This window comes from Ruegeria sp. E1, assembly GCF_056534225.1.
Genome location: NZ_JBQFPE010000001.1, coordinates 247,273 through 264,263 on the forward strand (window position 1 = coordinate 247,273; position 16,991 = coordinate 264,263).

Sequence of the window (16,991 nt, forward strand, 5' to 3'; positions counted from 1 at the left end):
CATCCATCCCGCAGTCATGATCAGGAGTCCACCCCAGATGCCCGTCGTCAACCGAATTGCCGATTACGCCACCGATATGGCCGCCTGGCGCCAGCACCTGCATACGATCCCCGAGTTGGAGTTCGAATGCTATGAGACCGCCGCCTTCGTGGCTGAACGTCTGCGCGAATTCGGGGTGGATGAGCTGCACGAGGGCATCGCCAAAACCGGCATGGTTGCGATCATCAACGGGCAGGGGGACGGGCCGACCATTGGTCTGCGCGCCGATATGGATGCGCTGCCGATTACCGAGGAAACGGGGGTGGACTATGCCTCGACCAACCCCGGCAAGATGCACGCCTGCGGGCATGACGGACATACCACTATGCTGCTGGGGGCCGCGCGCTATCTGGCCGAGACGCGGAATTTCGCGGGCCGCGTGGCGCTGATCTTTCAGCCTGCCGAGGAAGAAGGCGGCGGCGCAGGCGTGATGGTCGAAGAAGGGATCATGGAGCGGTTCGATATCTCTGAAGTCTACGGCATCCACAACGATCCGGGGAACCCGGAGGGTGCGTTTTATACCACGCCGGGGCCGATCATGGCGGCGGTGGATACGTTTGAGATTCATGTGCAGGGCGTCGGCGGGCACGGCGCGTTGCCGCATCAGACCAAAGACCCGGTGATGGCGGCCTGCGGCATTGCGCAGGCGATCCAGACGATTGTCAGCCGCAACCACTATGCGGTCGAGGATCTGGTGGTCTCAGTTACGCAGATACATGCGGGCACGGTGAACAATGTGATCCCCGATACCGCCTATCTGAACGGCACCGTGCGCACATTTGATCCGGCGGTGCAGAAGATGGTGATCGAGCGGATGGAGCAGATCGTGGCGGGGCAGGCGGCGTCTTACGGGGTCGAGGCGCGGCTGGATTATCAGGTGGGCTATCCGGCAACGATCAACGACGCCGAAAAGGTTGCCTTTGCCGCCGAGGTCGCGCGCGAGGTCTCGGGCCCTGATCGGGTGGTCGACAACATGAACCGCGACATGGGGGCCGAGGATTTTTCGTACATGCTGCAATCCCGCCCCGGCGCATATCTGTTTCTGGGGCAGGGCGAGGGCGCGGGGCTGCATCATCCGAAATACAATTTCAACGACGAGATTGCGCCGGTCGGGGCCTCGTTCTTTGCGCGGATCGTCGAAAAGGCGCAGCCTTTGGGGTGACGGGGCAGGATGGTTAACCTTTGATTAGGCATAACCCCGCTATGTGCTTGGATAGGCACAGGATCGGAGAGAGCAAATGACCGAATTCAACCAACCGATCAGCGGCAATGAACTGGCACGGTTCTCCGGGCCGAACACGTTCATGCGGCTGCCGCAGGCGGCCTCGCTTGCCGGGCTGGATGTGGCTGTGTTGGGGATACCGATGGATATCGGCACCTCGTGGCGGTCGGGCACGCGGTTCGGGCCGAAACAAATTCGCAGCGAAAGCGCGATGATCCGGCCCTATAACATGGCAACGCGGGCCGCGCCGTTCGACAGCCTGCAGATTGCCGATATCGGGGATCTGGCGATCAACACGTTCTCACTGGCCGATAGTCTGAGGATTATCCGCGACAGCTATGACGGTATACTGGAGCAGGGCGTGATCCCGGTGGCGATGGGCGGCGATCATTCGATCACCCTGCCGATTCTGCGGGCGATTGCGGCCAAGCACGGGCCGGTGGCCTTGGTGCATGTGGATGCCCATGCGGATGTGAATGACGAGATGTTCGGGGAAAAGGAGACCCACGGCACCGTGTTTCGCCGCGCCTATGAGGAAAAGCTGATCGTGCCCGACAAGACGTTTCAGATCGGCATTCGCGGGTCCGGCTATGCCGCCACCGACTTTACCGAGGCGCAAGGCTGGGGCTTTCGCCAGTTCCCCGCGTGGGAGTTGTGGCAACAGAACCTGACCGAGATCGGCGCGCAGATTCGCAAGACGGTTGGCGATCATCCGGTTTACATCACCTATGACATCGACAGCCTCGACCCCGCTTACGCGCCCGGCACCGGCACGCCCGAGATCGGCGGGCTGACCACGCCGCAGGCGCTGCAACTGATCCATGCGTTGCAGGGGATCAAGGTGGTGGGCTGCGATCTGGTCGAAGTCTCGCCGCCCTATGACCCGTCGGGCAACACGGCGCTGACGGCGGCGAATATCCTGTTCGAGATGCTGTGCATTCTGCCGGGGGTGGTGTCGCGATAGGGGTGGGGGCGATGGACCGCGCCCGCTAGGTTTACGGAATGTGGATTAGACGGGATGGCTAAAATGCTGTTTTGGTTGTTGGTTGTGGTTCTGTTTATACTGGGCGCTTATGTCTGGCTGGCCCCATCCGACCCCGCCCGTTGGCACGTTCCTCCGCAGGGGGAAGCGCGCGACATGAAAAGCGGCGTTGTCCGGGTGGTTGAGGCCGGTCCGGACGGCTTGGCCCGCTTGGACGCCATCATCCGCGCGACCCCGCGCACAACCGTGCTGGTCGGGTCGGTGGCAGAGGGGATGGTCACCTATGTTACCCGCAGCCTCGTATTTGCTTTTCCCGATTATACGACGGTTCAGCAGGATGGGGATACCTTGCGCATCCATGCCCGGTTGCGTTTTGGGCGGAAGGACTTTGGGGTGAATAGGGTTCGGGTTGAGGGTTGGTTGGGCGCTCTGCAATAGGTTGAAATTTATTATCTAATTCCCATATAGGTAATATGAATGATTATGAAAGAAAGTTTCAGCTAGCATCGGCAGAATTGGAATATGCTGGTCTGCAAGAGCGTGGATATCCCGCCCCATACATTCGGTTTCTCAGAAAAGTCGGGTTCAAACCCAAGCCGGATTTCTATCGTAGAACACTCTCTCGTTTGATTTGGAATCCTCTGGTGTTTGGGGGGCTTTGGGGAGCGGCGATGTATTTGTTGAACCCTCCGCCAAACTGCCTGATCCCGCAGTTTGTTTTAGTCTCTTTGACCTTTGGTGTTCTCATGACACTGGCAGGTGAGATCGGGGTTTGGCGCGGACGTAAGCGTCACAATCTAAGCCGGTGGGAAGATTTATGAGCCGCTAGGATGCCTGCTGCAACATGTCAGGCATCAACGGTTTGCTCTGCAACCCCGACGACAAACACCCTTCCTGAACCTCGCGCCACATGGGCACGTTCAGTGACATCTGGCATTGCGCCATGAACATGCGGCCGTCGACTTGCAGGCAGATCATCTCGCCCAGTTCGACGCGGGTGCCGGTTTTGTCGGTGCAATAGCAATCCTGAACCTTGCCTCCGGGGCCGACAACATCGGCGATTGCGGGTGTGGCAAGCAGGGTGAGGGTCAGAACAATCGGTCTCATACCCCAAACCTAGCACAAGGCAGGCCCTTGACCAACGCCCGCGGATGAGAGACACCGCGCGGATGATCCCCGAAGAACGACTTGAACAGATAACACAGCGATTCCAGTACCTCGAAGCTGCCATGGCCGATGGCGCCTCGGGCGGGGATATTGCTGTGCTGGCCAAGGAATATTCCGACCTCAAACCCGTGGTTGATCAGATCATGGCGTGGCGGCAATTGGTGGGCGATCTGGCCGAGGCCGAAGCGATGTTGTCGGACCCGGACATGAAGGAACTGGCCGAAGAGGAAATTCCGGCACTTCAGACCCGTATCCCCGAGGCCGAACACGCGCTGCAACTGGCGCTGTTGCCCAAGGATTCGGCGGATGCGCGCCCGGCGATGCTGGAAATCCGGCCCGGTACGGGTGGGGATGAGGCGGCGCTGTTTGCCGGCGATTTGCTGCGGATGTACCAGCGCTATGCCGAAGCGCGGGGCTGGCAGTTCGAGATCATCGAGGAACAGGCATCTGATCTGGGCGGGATCAAAGAGGTGGTGGCCCACATCAAGGGCGACAATGTCTTTGCCCGCATGAAATACGAATCCGGCGTGCACCGGGTTCAGCGCGTGCCCGAGACCGAAAGCGGTGGGCGGATTCATACCTCGGCGGCGACGGTTGCAGTTCTGCCCGAGGCCGAGGATGTGGATATTCAGATCGACGCGAACGACATTCGCATCGACACGATGCGCAGTTCCGGCGCGGGCGGGCAGCACGTGAACACCACCGACTCGGCGGTGCGTATCACGCACCTGCCTACGGGGCTGGTGGTGACGAGTTCCGAGAAGTCGCAACACCGCAACCGTGAGATTGCGATGCAGGTGCTGAAAACGCGGCTTTATGATCTTGAACGTCAGCGGATCGATAGTGAGCGGTCTGCGGATCGCGCGAGTCAGGTGGGCTCGGGCGATCGGTCGGAACGCATTCGGACCTATAACTTCCCGCAAGGCCGCATGACAGATCACCGCATCAACCTGACGCTTTATAAGCTGGATCAGGTGATGCAGGGCGATCTGGATGAGGTGATCGACGCGCTGACCGCCGACGATCAGGCGCGGTTGCTGGCCGAGATGGCGCAATGATTGCGGCGCTGACAGCGGCGCAGGCCATGGTGGTCGCCACTGCGCGATTGCGGGCGGCGGGGGTGTCTGATCCGGCGCGGGACGCGCGGGTTCTGCTAGCCCACGCGGCGCGGATCGAGGCCAGCCGGGTGACGCTGATTGCGCCCGAGGAATTGGCCCCGGACATTGCCGAACGCTATGATCAGTTGATCTCGCTGCGGGCCATACGGGTGCCGGTGTCGCATCTGCTGGGTGAGCGAGAGTTCTATGGCCGCCGGTTCCGTGTCAGCCGCGACGTGCTGGATCCGCGCCCCGAGACCGAGGCGTTGATCGAAGCCGCTCTGAGCGAGCCTTTTGATCAATTGTTGGATCTGGGGGTCGGGTCGGGCTGTATCCTGATAACCTTGCTGGCTGAACGCGCCAGCGCCGTGGGCGTGGGCATCGATCTGAGCGAGGCCGCCTGCCTGCAGGCCAGCGCCAATGCGGTGCAGCACAAGGTACAGGACCGGGCGGATATTCTGCAATCGAACTGGTTTGCCGGGGTCGAGGGGCAGTTTGACCTGATCGTGTCGAACCCGCCCTATATCTCGGCGGATGAGATGCGCGATCTGTCGCCCGAAGTGCGCGAGTACGAGCCGCGCATGGCACTGACCGATGAGGGCGACGGTCTGGGGGCCTATCGCCACATCGCCGCCTCGGCCCCGGATTATCTGATGCCGGCTGGGCGGATTTTGGTTGAGATCGGGCCGACGCAGGGGGCAGCGGTTTCAGCCTTGTTCGATGCGGCCGGATTGGCGGACATTCGTGTGATCCCTGATCTGGACGGACGGGACCGTGTTGTCGGGGCCAGATTGCCCGGTTGAGGTCAAAAGCTGCGGCTGAAAAACGCCGGTTGAAGTAAAAAAGCTGGGATAAAGGCCATAAACCTCTTGTCTGCGCGCTCAGGACATGCTTACTCAGAGAAGTCGGAGAGGCGGACGCGCTTGCAGCGTGCCCCTGACGCCAAGCCCAAAAAGTCGACGACACGTCACGGCAAAGGCCAAACGGTGATGTGAGTTACGGGTCGGCAGACAGCGAATTTGATAAGGCTGACGTAAAGTAAGATGAGATCCTCCAAATCCCGTTCGCGGGCCAAGAACAACCGCAATCGTCCTTCTGGCGGCAACGTCGTCAACCGTGTTTTCGACAGCTCGGGCCCCGAGGGCAAGGTGCGCGGTACCCCGCAGCAGATCATTGACAAATACAACCAGCTTGCGCGCGATGCGCAACTGTCCAATGACCGCGTGGCTGCCGAGAACTTTCAACAGCACGCTGAACACTACCTGCGGATGCTGAGCGAGGCACAGCGCGAGATCGAAGCGCGCCGCGAAGAGCAGGAGCGCCAGAACCGCGAACGCCAGGCTGAACGCGACCGCGAACGCGCCGAGCGTCAGGAGCGTGAAGCGGCCCGTCAGGCCGACCCGGCCGAGGCGCCGCAGCCTGATGTGATGGGCTTTGACGCCGATGCGCCGATTCAGACCGAAAGCGGTTTGGTCGAGACACCCGAAAGTCAGGGTGCGGAAGCTGCTGCGCCCGAGGCGAAGGAGCGCAAGGAAAAACCCGCGCGCCGCCCGCGCACCCGCAAGCCGAAGCCTGCGCCTGAACAGGCGGCTGGTGATGGCGATACGCCGGAAGCGGCTGAGTAAGCCCCGACCTGACTAAATCGACAAACCCCGGACGCAGGTTCGGGGTTTTGTTGTTTCAGGGTTTCTGAACTTCGCGGGCCAATGCGCAGAAACTTTCCAGCGGGATTTGCTCGGCGCGGTCGGTGGGTTTGATGCCGGCGGCGATCAGGCGGTCTTCGATGTCGGGCGCGATGCCCTTGAGGGAGGCGCGCAGCATTTTGCGGCGTTGGTTGAAGGCGGCGGCGACGACGCGCGACAGGGTGGCGGCATCGGCTGGATATCGAGGTTCAGGCAGGGCAGTCAGGTGGACAACTGCGCTGGAGACCTTGGGCGGGGGCGTGAAAGCTCCGGGCGGCAGGGACATGGCGATACGCGCCTCGGCCCGCCATTGGGCAAGGATGGCGAGGCGACCATAGGCTTTGCTGCCGGGCTGGGCCACGATACGTTCGGCGACCTCGCGCTGGAACATCAGGGTCAGGCTTTGCCAGAAAGGCGGCCATTCGGGCGGGGTGAGCCAGCGGACCAGAAGCTCGGTCCCGACGTTATAGGGCAGGTTGGCCGCGATGCGGATAGGCGGCGTCAGGTGTTCGAGCGGGTCAATTTCCAGCGCGTCGCCGTTGATGACCTCAAGCTGGCCCGGATAGGCGGCGGCGATATCGTTCAGGGCGGCGATGCAGCGGGTGTCTTTTTCGACGGCCACCACTTTGCGTGCACCTTCGGAGAGCAACCCGCGTGTCAGACCGCCGGGGCCGGGGCCGATTTCCAGCACGTCGCATTGGGTCAGATCGCCAGCTTGTCGCGCAATCTTGGCGGTCAGGTTCAGGTCCAGCAGGAAGTTCTGGCCCAGCGATTTGCGGGCAGACAGCTGGTGGGTGGCGATGACCTCGCGCAGCGGGGGGAGGGTGTCGATGGCGCTCATGGTGTTAGCGTTGTGCAGTTTGGTGGCGGAGCGCCAGAGATTTTTTGCCTCCGGCGGGGATATTTTTGGACAGATGAAGCATTAGCGGGATTGCGCCATGGATTGGGCGAGGCGCAGGGCTTCGATCAGGCTGGTGGGATTGGCGATGCCTTGGCCTGCGATGTCGAGCGCGGTGCCGTGGTCGGGCGAGGTGCGGATGAAGGGCAGGCCGAGGGTGACGTTAACGCCCCGGTCGAAATCCAGCGTTTTGATCGGGATCAGGGCCTGATCGTGATACATGGCGATGGCTGCGTCATAGCGGGTACGTGCGGCGGCGTGGAACAGGGTGTCTGCCGGGTGGGGGCCTGTGACGGTGTATCCATCGGGGCTGAGGCCGTTCAGCAGGGGGGCGATCCAGTCCAGTTCCTCGGTCCCCATTTTGCCGCCTTCGCCTGCGTGAGGGTTCAGGCCCGCAACCGCGAGGCGCGGGTGGGGGATGCCGAATTGCAGTTGCAGCCCACGGGCCGTAATCTCGATGGTTTCGCGCAGCAGATCGGGGGTCAGCTCCGTGGGCACGCGGGACAGAGGGATGTGGATCGTTGCTGGTACAACGCGCAACTGGTCGCTGGCCAGCATCATGACCACGCGGTTGCGACCCGCGAGCGCAGCCAGAAACTCGGTATGGCCGGGATAAGAGAAACCGGCACCGTCGATCAGGGCCTGTTTGTGGATCGGCGCGGTGCAGAGCGCCGAGGCGGCGCCGGATTGTGCCAGCGCGACGCCCTGTTCGATGGCGTCGATGACGCCGGGTGCGTTGGCCGGGTTCAAGTGGCCGGGATCGTTGGGGGCCGGGAAATCCTGTTGCAGCACGGGCAGCGCGTGGGCGCAGATTTCCGACGCCTGCGACAGGTCTTCGATCTGTTGAACCGAGGTTCCGTCCGGCAGATGTACAGCATCGCCGATATAGACGAAGGGGCAGGTATCGCGCAGCGTGTCCCATGCCTTGGCTGCGATCTCGGGTCCGACACCAGCCGGTTCCCCGCAGCTGAGCGCGATGGGGCGGATCATTGTTCGACGATGATGGCGTCGGCGCGCAGCTGTTGCAGCAGGCTGTCGGCGAAGGCTTGCAGCCGCTGTTGGGTCAGTGCGTTGGCGACATCGACGCGGGTGGTGTCTTCGCCCAGATCGCGGGTCCGGCTGCACATCATCAGGAACACAAGGGTCTGGCCGTTGTTGCGGGTCAGGGTGGTCGAGACCTCGTCGGGGTCAAGTTTTGCCAGTTCCAGCGCAACGTCGCGCGGAATCTCTGATGGGCTGACCGATTGCCGTTCAAGCACGTTGGCGGGCTGATCTTTGGCAACGCCGTAGAGGTCGTCACAGGTGTCGATGGACTCTTTCAATGCGGCGGCTTTGGCGAGGGTTTCGGCGCTGCGCCCGCCGGGCAGGAAATACTGCGCATAGTCGATCTTGGAATAGGTCGGCGTTCCGGTTGCCACCTCGCGAATGCCGCGCATCTGGAACAGGGCGATGGCGTTCGGCAGGGTCAGGGGATCGGTGATTTCGCCGTTTTCGAGCCCGAGGATCACCGGCTGCAGCGCAGGCGGCAGATTTGTGAGCGACAGCCATTCCAGCCTGCCGCCATTGTTACGGGTGGCCGCTGCAGAATATTGCGTGGCCGCGGCGGCAAAGGCATCCGGCCCCGACACCTGCGAGATCTGTTCGGCCAGCGCTTCGGCTTGCGGCAGAGTTTGTGGGGTGACGGGAATGATGATTTCGGACAGCAGGACCTGCAGGCCACCGCCTGAACCCTGACCCAGGGCGCGGTCGATCTCTTCCTCAGAGGGTCGGGCCTGCGAGATGAAGCGGGAACTGACGAAATCTCGCCACGAAATCTGGTCGGCGATAAAGTCGCGCACGGTTTCCTGAGACACGCCGGCATCGCCCAACAGTTGTAGGAATTGTTCCGAGCTGAGATTGCCACGCGAGGCAAATTCGTCGATGCCGTTTTGCACATCTTCGGGCGCGGCTTCGATCCCGGCATCGCGCATCGCCTGTTTGCGCAGGCGGTCGTCGATCAGGGCCTGGCGTACTTCGGCGTCGGCGCTGCCGGGGACACCCAGCAGTTCAAGAAATTGCTGACGCTGGTCCAGTTCGTACCAGGTCACAATGTCCTGATTGACCCGGATCGCCGGAGAGAACAGGCTTTGACCCTGCGCCTGTGACGAGGCAAAGGGGATGGTGACGACGGCAAGAGCGGGCAGGACCGAGACACGGGTCCAGCGGCGAAGCGTTTTTGTAAAACCAGAGATCAGCTGCATCTTTTCTTGTACTTCTCACCATCGCTTTCGACAGAGTAGCCGGTCAGAGCCACGCTAAAGCCGAATTCCGTCGTAGGTTCAATAGTCGAAGACGATGTGAAACGTCTACTGACAGTCATGTTAAACTCCACGCACTCGTTACTGTATGTCAGGCCCAAACCGGCACGGATCGGCTCGGACTCGCTGAAATCGTAGCGGGCGTTGGCGCGGGTCAGCCAGTTTTCGTTGACCCGGTAGCGCGCCGCGGCCCAGAATTCGGATATTTCGTCGCCTCCGGTTTCCGCCGGATCCGGTTCCAGCCATACATAGTTGCCCGTCAGGACGGTGTCACCCCTTGACCAGGCTGTGCGCAGTTCCGCCTTGCCAAAGCTAAGGTCGCCGTTCAGCAGGCCCCGCGCCGAGATAGACCACCCTTTGCCATTGCGCAATTGCCCGGCCAGCAGCAGGTCCGACGAGGTGCCCTGAAGGCCCGAGGTCAGGGTGAAATTGGGATCGCCCCTTGTGCGGAACACCTGCCCGACTGTGGCGAGCGCCTCCCAGCCGCTTGGGTGAAAGCGCGCCCAGTTCAGGCCGACAACCGCCGTGGCCCCGTCCTCGCGCCGGTCTTCGGCGGGAAAGCGGGACAGGGCCAGCAGGTTGCCCTGATCAAATTCCTGAAAGGTGCTTTCGTCGTTGGGCACGTCCCGGTCGGTGACATGGGTCCAGCCAAGCTGTGCAATCGGTTCCAGGAATTGGGATGCGCCGTTTTGTTCCCGCCGCACCATGGGATAGCGCAGGGTAAAGGCCGCGCGCGGAGTTGAGCGGGTGACGTTGCCGGGGAAGTTGCTGTCATTGCTGATATCGAACGTATCCACTGAGGCACCGATCTGCGCATCCGCCCTGAGCCCTGTGGCGAAGGTCCAACTGCGCAGCCATTCGGCGTCAAACGTCGCGCGGGCGACGTCGCGACCGATGACGTCTTCGTCGCTGGTGCGTTTATGGGCGTGGCCGATAAAGGCCAGTTGCACTTCGCCGCCGACCATGTTCGGGAAATAGCGTTTGCGGTAATTCAGGTCGAACACGCGCGAGGGGATTTCATCCTGCGGTTCGCTGTCGCGCAAGGATTTGTAGTAGATGAACCCGGTTTTGAATGCGGTATCGCGCCGGATGCGTTCGACCGAGATTTCGCTGCGCAGGCGGTCGAAATCGGGCAGGCCGTAGTCGGCAAGATAGGAATCGTCGGACGTGGTGCGGATATCGAATCTCAGTCGATAGCCTTTGCCCAGAGCAAAGCGGCCATCTGCAAAAAAATAGCCCCGGTCCTGGTTCGGCTGCAGGTCATCGCGGGTGAATGCGCCGCGAAGACGGATGCGGCCACGCTTGAAGGCCTGCCGGTAGCGAAAGCCCAGAGTGCGTGTTTTGGACGAGACATAGGGCGTCAGCGTCAGGTCCTTGTGATCGCCAAGACGAATGAAATAGGGCACCTGTACGCCGGTTCCCAGTTGCGATGTGGTGCGGATCGACGGCACCAGAAACCCGGTGGCGCGCTCGAGGGTCGGATCAGGCAGGCGCAGCAGCGGGAAATAAAACACCGGCAGGTCCAGAATGCGGAACTGCGCGCCTTCGAAATAGAGCTGCCGTTCCAGTTGGTCATGCGTGACCTTGCGGGCCCGGATTTGCCAGAGTGGCGGTCTGCCATCGGCGCAGACATGGCACGAGGTCGCCGCCACTTTGCTGAATTGCGTATAGCGGCCCCCGGCGCGGGTGGCCTGAACGGAGGCGATTTGCACTTGCTGATCAAACACCATCCGCGCACCGGTCAGCAATCCGTTCTGGATCCCATCGTCGAGTTCTGCGGAATCGGCCAGAATCGTCGTCTGCCCGGCCTGATCGATGCGGATTGGTCCGGTCAGGGTCAGCGCCCCGGTTTCACGGTCGTAAATCACGCTTTCGGCGGTCAGTTTTGTGTCGCCCTGATAGGCCTCGACGTTGCCTTCGGCCACCAGCTTGCGGTCTTTGGTGATAAAGATCTTGTCGGCGACCAGCAGCGCCGGTTGGTCCTGCGCGGCGTCGGCTGGCGCGTCATCAGCCTGCGCCAGAAGCGCCGAAGGCAATGACAGGAGAAGGGCGCCGGACAGCAGCAGCGCGAGCAGAGATCGCATCAGCCATCCTCCGCATGAAGCAGTAGGCCAAGCGAGAGCATGATGGCCGCGACGGGCGGGGCCCAGGCGGCGATCATGATCGGCAATTGCCCGTTCTCACCCAGAATCTGCGCAAAATTGCGCACGAAATAGACGGCAAACCCCAGCAACACGGCGGACAGGACCGCAACCCCGGTGCCACCAAAGCGTACGTGGCGCATGGTAAAGGCCGCCCCGATCAGGACCATCGAGACCAGAAACAGAGGCCGCGCCAGTTCGACCTGTAGCCAGACCTCGTATTGCTTGGTGGAAAACCCGGCCTCGCGCAGATCGCGGATCAATTGTGGCAGGTCATAGATCGAAACGGAATCCTGTTGACCCAGCGTATCGATGATCTTGTCGCGGGTCAGCGTGGTGGGTAGGGTCAGAACCCTGTGGCTGACGGCGCTGGTTTCCGGGTTCAGATCGTCCTGAATGGTCCAGACCTTGGCGTGATAAAGCGTCCAGTGGCCGTCTTCCAACTCGGCGCGTTTTGCGGCGATCTGCTCGGTCGGTTTGCCGTCGGGCAGAAAGGCGGTGACGGTGACGTCATACAGGCCGAAAGCCTCGCCCTTGAGGGTGCCTTTGGCATGAATCACCGACTGGCCGGTCGCCGTGCCCTGCCGCAGCCACAGCCCTTCGCGGCTGATCGACAGGGTCGAATCGCCGTTGTTGCGATATCCGTCCGACAGGCGCTGAACCTCTTCCGAGGTGGCCGCCGCAATCGGGTTCAGAAGCGAGACCGCCAGCGCACCGATGATCAGCGCCAGAATGACCGGGGCCACGAGGGCACGAATACCCGAGCGTCCGATGGCGCGGGTTACGACCAGCTCGGAACTGCGGGCCAGCCCGACAAACAGCGCAATGGTTGCCAGGATCATCAGCAGCGGCAGCATTTCCGAGATCGCGGCAGGTGTGTTCAGCAGCGTGAGTTGCAGGAGCTGGCCAAAAGACAGGTTGGCGTCGTCGAATCGGCGCACCTGTTCAACAAGGTCGATCAGGATCAGAAGCGTCAGAAAAATACCGCCGATGACCACGAAGCTTTGGATGAAACGGCGGGCGAAGTAACGGTCGAGGATCACGCAGGGGCCCTCGGATTCTGTCGGAGGCGGGGAATCGCCCGAAGGTCGCGACGGCATGAAAACATGCGCGACGGCCTATGCCTGCCGATTGGTCTCACGTTCACTCCCCCGAGCCTGCCGTTTATTTTGCGGGGACCTTAGTGCAAATGCGGTGCGGGGAAAACTGCTATCTGGTCAACTGCGGCAGTGCGGGCTAGGTCTTGGACAAGAAATTTTTCAGGAGCATGAAATGAGCAGTCTGGTCCCCGTCGGTTTTCAACCCTTTGATCTGGATCTGATCGCCAAGGCACCGGGGCGTGTCGCGGTGATTGTCACGCCCGAGGGCAAGATGGGGCCTGCGGCACGTCGTGCCAATCGGCTGACCAAGGGCGCGGTGGCGCGGCTGGTTGAAAGCGAACGGTTCGGTAAGGTCAAGACTGGCGACGTCACCTCGCTGGCGTGGCCCGCAGGGATGCAGGCCGAGGCGCTGGATGTTCTTGTGCTGCCCAACCGCCCCGACGCGGACGAAGCGCGCAAGGCCGGGGCCAAGCTGACCAAGCTGGCGGGCAGCAAAGAGGTGTTGCTGATGGCTGGAAACCAGAAAGGGACCGAGGATCTGGCCTTGGGCATGGTGCTGCGCAGCTATGACTTCGACGTGCACAAGACCAAGGAGTCCGACGCCGCCGGTGCCATCACGATCAGCCACAACAAGTCGGACGAGGTCGAGGAAGCCTTTGCCCCGCTTTATGCCGTTGCTGACGGTGTGCGCATGACGCGTGATCTGACCAATGAGCCGGCCAATGTGCTGACCACCACTGAATTTGCCAACCGTCTGGCCGAGATGAAAGAGCTGGGCCTTGAGGTCGAGGTTCTGGAAGAGGACAAGCTGGCCGAGCTGGGGATGCGCACGTTGCTGAGCGTCGGGCAGGGCTCGGTCAGCCCGTCCAAGGTTGTGGTGATGCAGTGGAAGGGCGGCGATGTGGACGATGCGCCGCTGGCGCTGGTCGGCAAAGGCGTTGTGTTTGATACCGGGGGCATCTCGCTGAAACCGGCGGGCGGCATGGAAGACATGACCATGGATATGGGTGGTGCGGGTGTCGTTGCGGGCACAATGCGCGCTTTGGCTAAGCGCAAGGCCAGGGCCAATGTGGTCGGGCTGGTTGGGTTGGTCGAGAATATGCCCTCGGGCAATGCCACGCGCCCGGGCGATGTGGTCAAGTCGATGAAGGGCGACACGGTCGAGATCATCAACACCGATGCCGAGGGCCGGTTGGTTCTGTGCGACGTTATGTGGTACGCGCAAGAGCGGTTCAAGCCTGTTGGCATGGTCGATCTGGCCACGCTGACCGGGGCGATCATCATTGGTCTGGGGCATCAGAACGCGGGTGTGTTTTCGAACAATGATGTGTTCTGTGACGCCTTCCTCAAGGCCGCAGGGGCCGAGGATGAAGGGGCGTGGCGGATGCCGCTTGGCAAGCCCTATGACGACCTGCTGAAATCGCGCATCGCGGACATGAAGAATGTGGGTGGACGAGCCGCAGGGTCGATCACTGCAGCGCAGTTTCTGCAGCGGTTCGTCAAGGATGACACGCCGTGGATTCACCTTGATATCGCAGGCGTTGCGTCGGTGTCTTCCGAGACATCCTATGCGCCCAAAGGTGCGACCGGTTGGGGCGTGCGTGCGCTGAGCCGGTTTGTTCAGGACAATTTCGAGTAGGCGCATGGGGGCGGTCTATTTCTATCACCTGACACGCCAGCCGCTGGAGCGGACCCTGCCGGTTCTGCTTGACAAGGCGCGGCAGGCCGGGTGGCGGATTGCTGTGCGGGGCACCGACCCTGCGCGGCTGGACTGGCTGGACGAAAAGCTGTGGCTGGGGCCCGAGGAGGGGTTTCTGCCACATGGCCGCGCAGGCGGGCCGCATGATGCGGCGCAGCCCATATTGCTGACGTCAGAGGTGCAGGCGGCCAATGACCCGGCCTGTGTGATGGCTGTGGATGGCGCTGAGGTTGCCGCGGATGAGGTTGCCGCGCTGGAACGGGTTTGCATTCTGTTTGACGGCAATGACGAGATGGCGGTGCAACATGCGCGGGGGCAGTGGAAGGCGCTGACCGGCGCGGGTTGTTCCGCGCAGTATTGGTCCGAGGAATCGGGGCGGTGGGAGAAGAAGGCCGAAGCTTAGGTCTTTTCCGAATTTTGGAGGATTTCCGATGAAAATGAACCCTTTGGGCCGCACCGGCATCATGTTGTCGGATCTGTGTCTGGGCACGATGACCTTTGGCACTCAGACCTCTCAGGATGTTGCGCATCGGCAAATGGATATGGCTCTGGCGGCGGGGATCAATTTTGTCGATGCTGCCGAGATGTATCCGGTCAATCCGATCTCAAAGGAAACCGTCGGGCGCACCGAAGAGATTTTGGGCAACTGGAATGCGGCCAACCCGTCGCGGCGGGGCGAGTATGTGCTGGCCACGAAACATTCGGGCGCGGGGTTCATGCACGCACGGGGCGGGGCGGCGATTTCGGATGAGACCATTCCCGAAGCCATCGAGGGATCGCTGCGCCGGTTGCAGACCGATTGCATCGATCTGTATCAGTTCCACTGGCCCAATCGCGGCAGCTACATGTTTCGGCAGAACTGGCACTACGACCCGTCAGGCGGAAATCGTGATGCCGTGGTCGACGAGATGCGGGGATGCCTTGAGGCCCTGCAGGCGCAGGTGAACAAAGGCAACATCCGGGCCTTTGGGCTGTCGAATGAAAGCGCGTGGGGCACCGCGCAATGGGTGCGGCTGGCTGATGAGATGGGCGCGCCGAGGGTGGCCTCGATCCAGAACGAGTATTCACTGCTGTGCCGTCTGTTCGACACCGATCTGGCCGAGCTGTGCCTATTTGAGGATGTCGGATTGATGGCGTTTTCTCCGCTGGCGGCGGGTTTTCTGACTGGCAAGTATCAGGGCGGGGCCGTGCCCGAGGGGTCACGTATGTCTCTGGTGCCCGAGATGGGCGGGCGCAAGTCAGACCGGGTGTTTGACGCAGTAGCGGCCTATCTGGACATCGCAAATCGGCACGGGCTGGACCCGGTGCATATGGCGCTGGCCTGGTGTCAGGCGCGGCCTTTCATGATGTCAGCCATCTTTGGGGCCACCACCGAGGCGCAGTTGCAGCATATTCTGGACGGGAGGGATCTGGTGCTGTCCGACGAGGTTCTGGCCGAGATTGCGACGGCGCATAAGGCGCATCCGATGCCCTATTGATCAGCCTTGCAGGGGGCGCTGCCCCCGTCGCCTTTGGCGACTCCCCCGGAGTATTTTTGAAAAGATGAAGTGTCAGTGGTGTGTGGGCTGACCGGTGTCTTGTCGCAAGTCGCGGGCCGATAGCCCGTGGGCGGTGCGGAAGGCGCGGGCGAAGCTGGATTGTGAGGCGAAACCGGTGGCGGAGGCGACCTCCATCAGGGGCATGTCGGTGTCGGTTACAAGGCGGCGAGCCTCGGCCAGGCGCAGTTGCAGGTAGTGATCCTGTGGCGTGGTGTTGAAGCGCAGGCGGAACTGTTGCTGTAGCGTGCGCGGGCTGGTGTTCAGCGCATCGGCGATATCCACCAGTGACAGGGGATCATCCAGCGAAGCGGCCATGAGCCTGTTGGCCCGTGCGGTCAGTGCGGTATCGCGGTGCGGTGTTTCGGCGGGCGTTTGTGCGGGTGTGGTGTCTTGTGCGAACAGGCTGGCGATGCGGGCCGCGAACCCGGCACCGAGGCGGGCGGAGATGATGTGCAGCATAAGCTCGATCGTTGGGACGGCTCCGGCGGCGGTCAACCGGGTTGCGGTGGCGGTGAAACGATCCGGGCGCAGGTCGACATCAGGGAAACGGGCAGCGAATGTGTCCTGATCCTCGGCCCGCGGGGCGGCGGCTGTGCCGTTCAGCAGGCCGGCCTCGGCCAGCAGCCATTGGCCGCCGTCGATCCCGGCCATTGCGGCACCGGTTCTGGCGATGCGTCGAAGGCCTGACAGCAGGCTGGGGGTGCTGTGGCGGGCCACCTGGAACCCGGCGATCACGATCATCAGGTCGCAGTCGCTGACCTTTGCCAGGGGGACCCCGGGCACCTGCAGGGCGCTGCTGAGCAGGACCGGCTCGGTCGTTGCGGTTACATAGTCCCAGTCAAAGGCGGGGCGGTCGGCCAGTCGGTTAGCGGCGCGCATGGGATCGACCACGGATGCGAAGCTGAGCGTGCTGCATTCATCAAGCACGAGCACAGCGGTTTTCAGCGCGCGATGTTCGGGTTGCAGGATATTTCTTGCGGATTTCATCAAGTTCGATTCGCATTTTGCCAAGTTGTTCGACCTAGGCTGGCGCGGAGTCGGGGGGGAAGGCAAACCGGAATCGGTGGAGAAAGCTGGGGAAAACCGGGTGCGGAACTGGGTATGTTTTGTGGAAAACTGCAAAACGGGA

The 16,991-nt window shown here is 62.0% G+C and carries 17 protein-coding genes; 10 read left to right on the plus strand and 7 right to left on the minus strand.

Going from position 1 to position 16,991, the window contains the following annotated elements:
• Window positions 1-37 precede the first annotated feature (37 nt).
• From ACR0FG_RS01260 to ACR0FG_RS01275, 4 genes are all read left to right on the plus strand, one after another.
• Window positions 38-1,201: a M20 aminoacylase family protein gene (locus ACR0FG_RS01260; protein ID WP_480889261.1), complete on the plus strand. Its 1,164-nt coding sequence runs from the start codon at window positions 38-40 to the stop codon at window positions 1,199-1,201.
• A gap of 76 nt (window positions 1,202-1,277) precedes the next feature.
• A complete protein-coding gene (gene speB, locus ACR0FG_RS01265; protein WP_480889263.1) occupies window positions 1,278-2,225 on the plus strand; it encodes an agmatinase in 948 nt (315 codons plus the stop codon).
• A 54-nt stretch (window positions 2,226-2,279) separates the two neighbouring features.
• Window positions 2,280-2,681, plus strand: coding sequence for a DUF1499 domain-containing protein (locus ACR0FG_RS01270; RefSeq protein ID WP_480889265.1), 402 nt, complete (start codon window positions 2,280-2,282; stop codon window positions 2,679-2,681).
• A gap of 35 nt (window positions 2,682-2,716) precedes the next feature.
• Window positions 2,717-3,064, plus strand: a complete 348-nt coding sequence (locus tag ACR0FG_RS01275) for a DUF6404 family protein (RefSeq protein ID WP_480889267.1) — start codon at window positions 2,717-2,719, stop codon at window positions 3,062-3,064.
• Between the two features lie 4 nt (window positions 3,065-3,068).
• Here the strand turns inward: ACR0FG_RS01275 and ACR0FG_RS01280 are convergent, their stop codons facing one another.
• Window positions 3,069-3,350 carry a hypothetical protein gene (locus ACR0FG_RS01280; protein ID WP_480889269.1) on the minus strand — a complete coding sequence of 94 codons (282 nt, stop codon included), beginning with the start codon at window positions 3,348-3,350 and terminating at the stop codon, window positions 3,069-3,071.
• A 62-nt stretch (window positions 3,351-3,412) separates the two neighbouring features.
• Between ACR0FG_RS01280 and prfA the strand changes: the two genes are divergently transcribed.
• The 3 genes from prfA (at window position 3,413) to ACR0FG_RS01295 (ending at window position 6,132) form a co-directional block, all read left to right on the plus strand.
• Window positions 3,413-4,468, plus strand: coding sequence for a peptide chain release factor 1 (gene prfA, locus ACR0FG_RS01285; RefSeq protein ID WP_480889552.1), 1,056 nt, complete (start codon window positions 3,413-3,415; stop codon window positions 4,466-4,468).
• Window positions 4,465-5,310 carry a peptide chain release factor N(5)-glutamine methyltransferase gene (prmC, locus tag ACR0FG_RS01290; RefSeq protein WP_480889271.1) on the plus strand — a complete coding sequence of 282 codons (846 nt, stop codon included), beginning with the start codon at window positions 4,465-4,467 and terminating at the stop codon, window positions 5,308-5,310. The genes prfA and prmC overlap by 4 nt, the downstream gene beginning before the upstream one ends.
• Before the next feature lie 240 nt (window positions 5,311-5,550).
• Entirely contained in the window at window positions 5,551-6,132 is a 582-nt protein-coding gene (locus tag ACR0FG_RS01295) for a DUF4167 domain-containing protein (RefSeq protein WP_480889273.1), read from the plus strand.
• Between the two features lie 55 nt (window positions 6,133-6,187).
• On the opposite strand, the gene rsmA is transcribed toward ACR0FG_RS01295, so the two are convergent.
• The 5 genes from rsmA to lptG form a co-directional block, all read right to left on the minus strand.
• A complete protein-coding gene (rsmA, locus tag ACR0FG_RS01300) occupies window positions 6,188-7,030 on the minus strand; it encodes a 16S rRNA (adenine(1518)-N(6)/adenine(1519)-N(6))-dimethyltransferase RsmA (protein ID WP_480889276.1) in 843 nt (280 codons plus the stop codon).
• A gap of 81 nt (window positions 7,031-7,111) precedes the next feature.
• Window positions 7,112-8,077, minus strand: a complete 966-nt coding sequence (pdxA, locus tag ACR0FG_RS01305; RefSeq protein WP_480889278.1) for a 4-hydroxythreonine-4-phosphate dehydrogenase PdxA — start codon at window positions 8,075-8,077, stop codon at window positions 7,112-7,114.
• Window positions 8,074-9,327 carry a peptidylprolyl isomerase gene (locus ACR0FG_RS01310; protein ID WP_480889281.1) on the minus strand — a complete coding sequence of 418 codons (1,254 nt, stop codon included), beginning with the start codon at window positions 9,325-9,327 and terminating at the stop codon, window positions 8,074-8,076. The genes pdxA and ACR0FG_RS01310 overlap by 4 nt, the downstream gene beginning before the upstream one ends.
• A complete protein-coding gene (locus ACR0FG_RS01315) occupies window positions 9,318-11,468 on the minus strand; it encodes an LPS-assembly protein LptD (protein ID WP_480889284.1) in 2,151 nt (716 codons plus the stop codon). Before ACR0FG_RS01315 ends, ACR0FG_RS01310 begins: the two co-directional genes overlap by 10 nt.
• Window positions 11,468-12,568, minus strand: coding sequence for an LPS export ABC transporter permease LptG (lptG, locus tag ACR0FG_RS01320; protein ID WP_170712227.1), 1,101 nt, complete (start codon window positions 12,566-12,568; stop codon window positions 11,468-11,470). The genes ACR0FG_RS01315 and lptG overlap by 1 nt, the downstream gene beginning before the upstream one ends.
• Before the next feature lie 229 nt (window positions 12,569-12,797).
• Here lptG and ACR0FG_RS01325 point away from each other — a divergent pair, with 229 nt between their 5' ends.
• Genes ACR0FG_RS01325 through ACR0FG_RS01335 form a run of 3 tightly spaced genes read left to right on the plus strand, consistent with a single transcriptional unit; the run spans window position 12,798 to window position 15,802 of the window.
• On the plus strand, window positions 12,798-14,264 hold the full coding sequence (locus tag ACR0FG_RS01325; RefSeq protein WP_480889288.1) for a leucyl aminopeptidase: 1,467 nt from the start codon (window positions 12,798-12,800) through the stop codon (window positions 14,262-14,264).
• A gap of 4 nt (window positions 14,265-14,268) precedes the next feature.
• A complete protein-coding gene (locus ACR0FG_RS01330; protein WP_480889290.1) occupies window positions 14,269-14,727 on the plus strand; it encodes a DNA polymerase III subunit chi in 459 nt (152 codons plus the stop codon).
• Window positions 14,728-14,755: 28 nt separating this feature from the next.
• The gene (locus ACR0FG_RS01335) at window positions 14,756-15,802 is read left to right on the plus strand and encodes an aldo/keto reductase (RefSeq protein ID WP_480889291.1); all 1,047 of its coding nucleotides are present in this window, start codon (window positions 14,756-14,758) and stop codon (window positions 15,800-15,802) included.
• Window positions 15,803-15,874: 72 nt separating this feature from the next.
• Here ACR0FG_RS01335 and ACR0FG_RS01340 read toward each other — a convergent pair whose 3' ends face one another.
• Window positions 15,875-16,849: a GlxA family transcriptional regulator gene (locus ACR0FG_RS01340; protein WP_480889294.1), complete on the minus strand. Its 975-nt coding sequence runs from the start codon at window positions 16,847-16,849 to the stop codon at window positions 15,875-15,877.
• Between the last annotated feature and the right edge of the window lie 142 nt (window positions 16,850-16,991).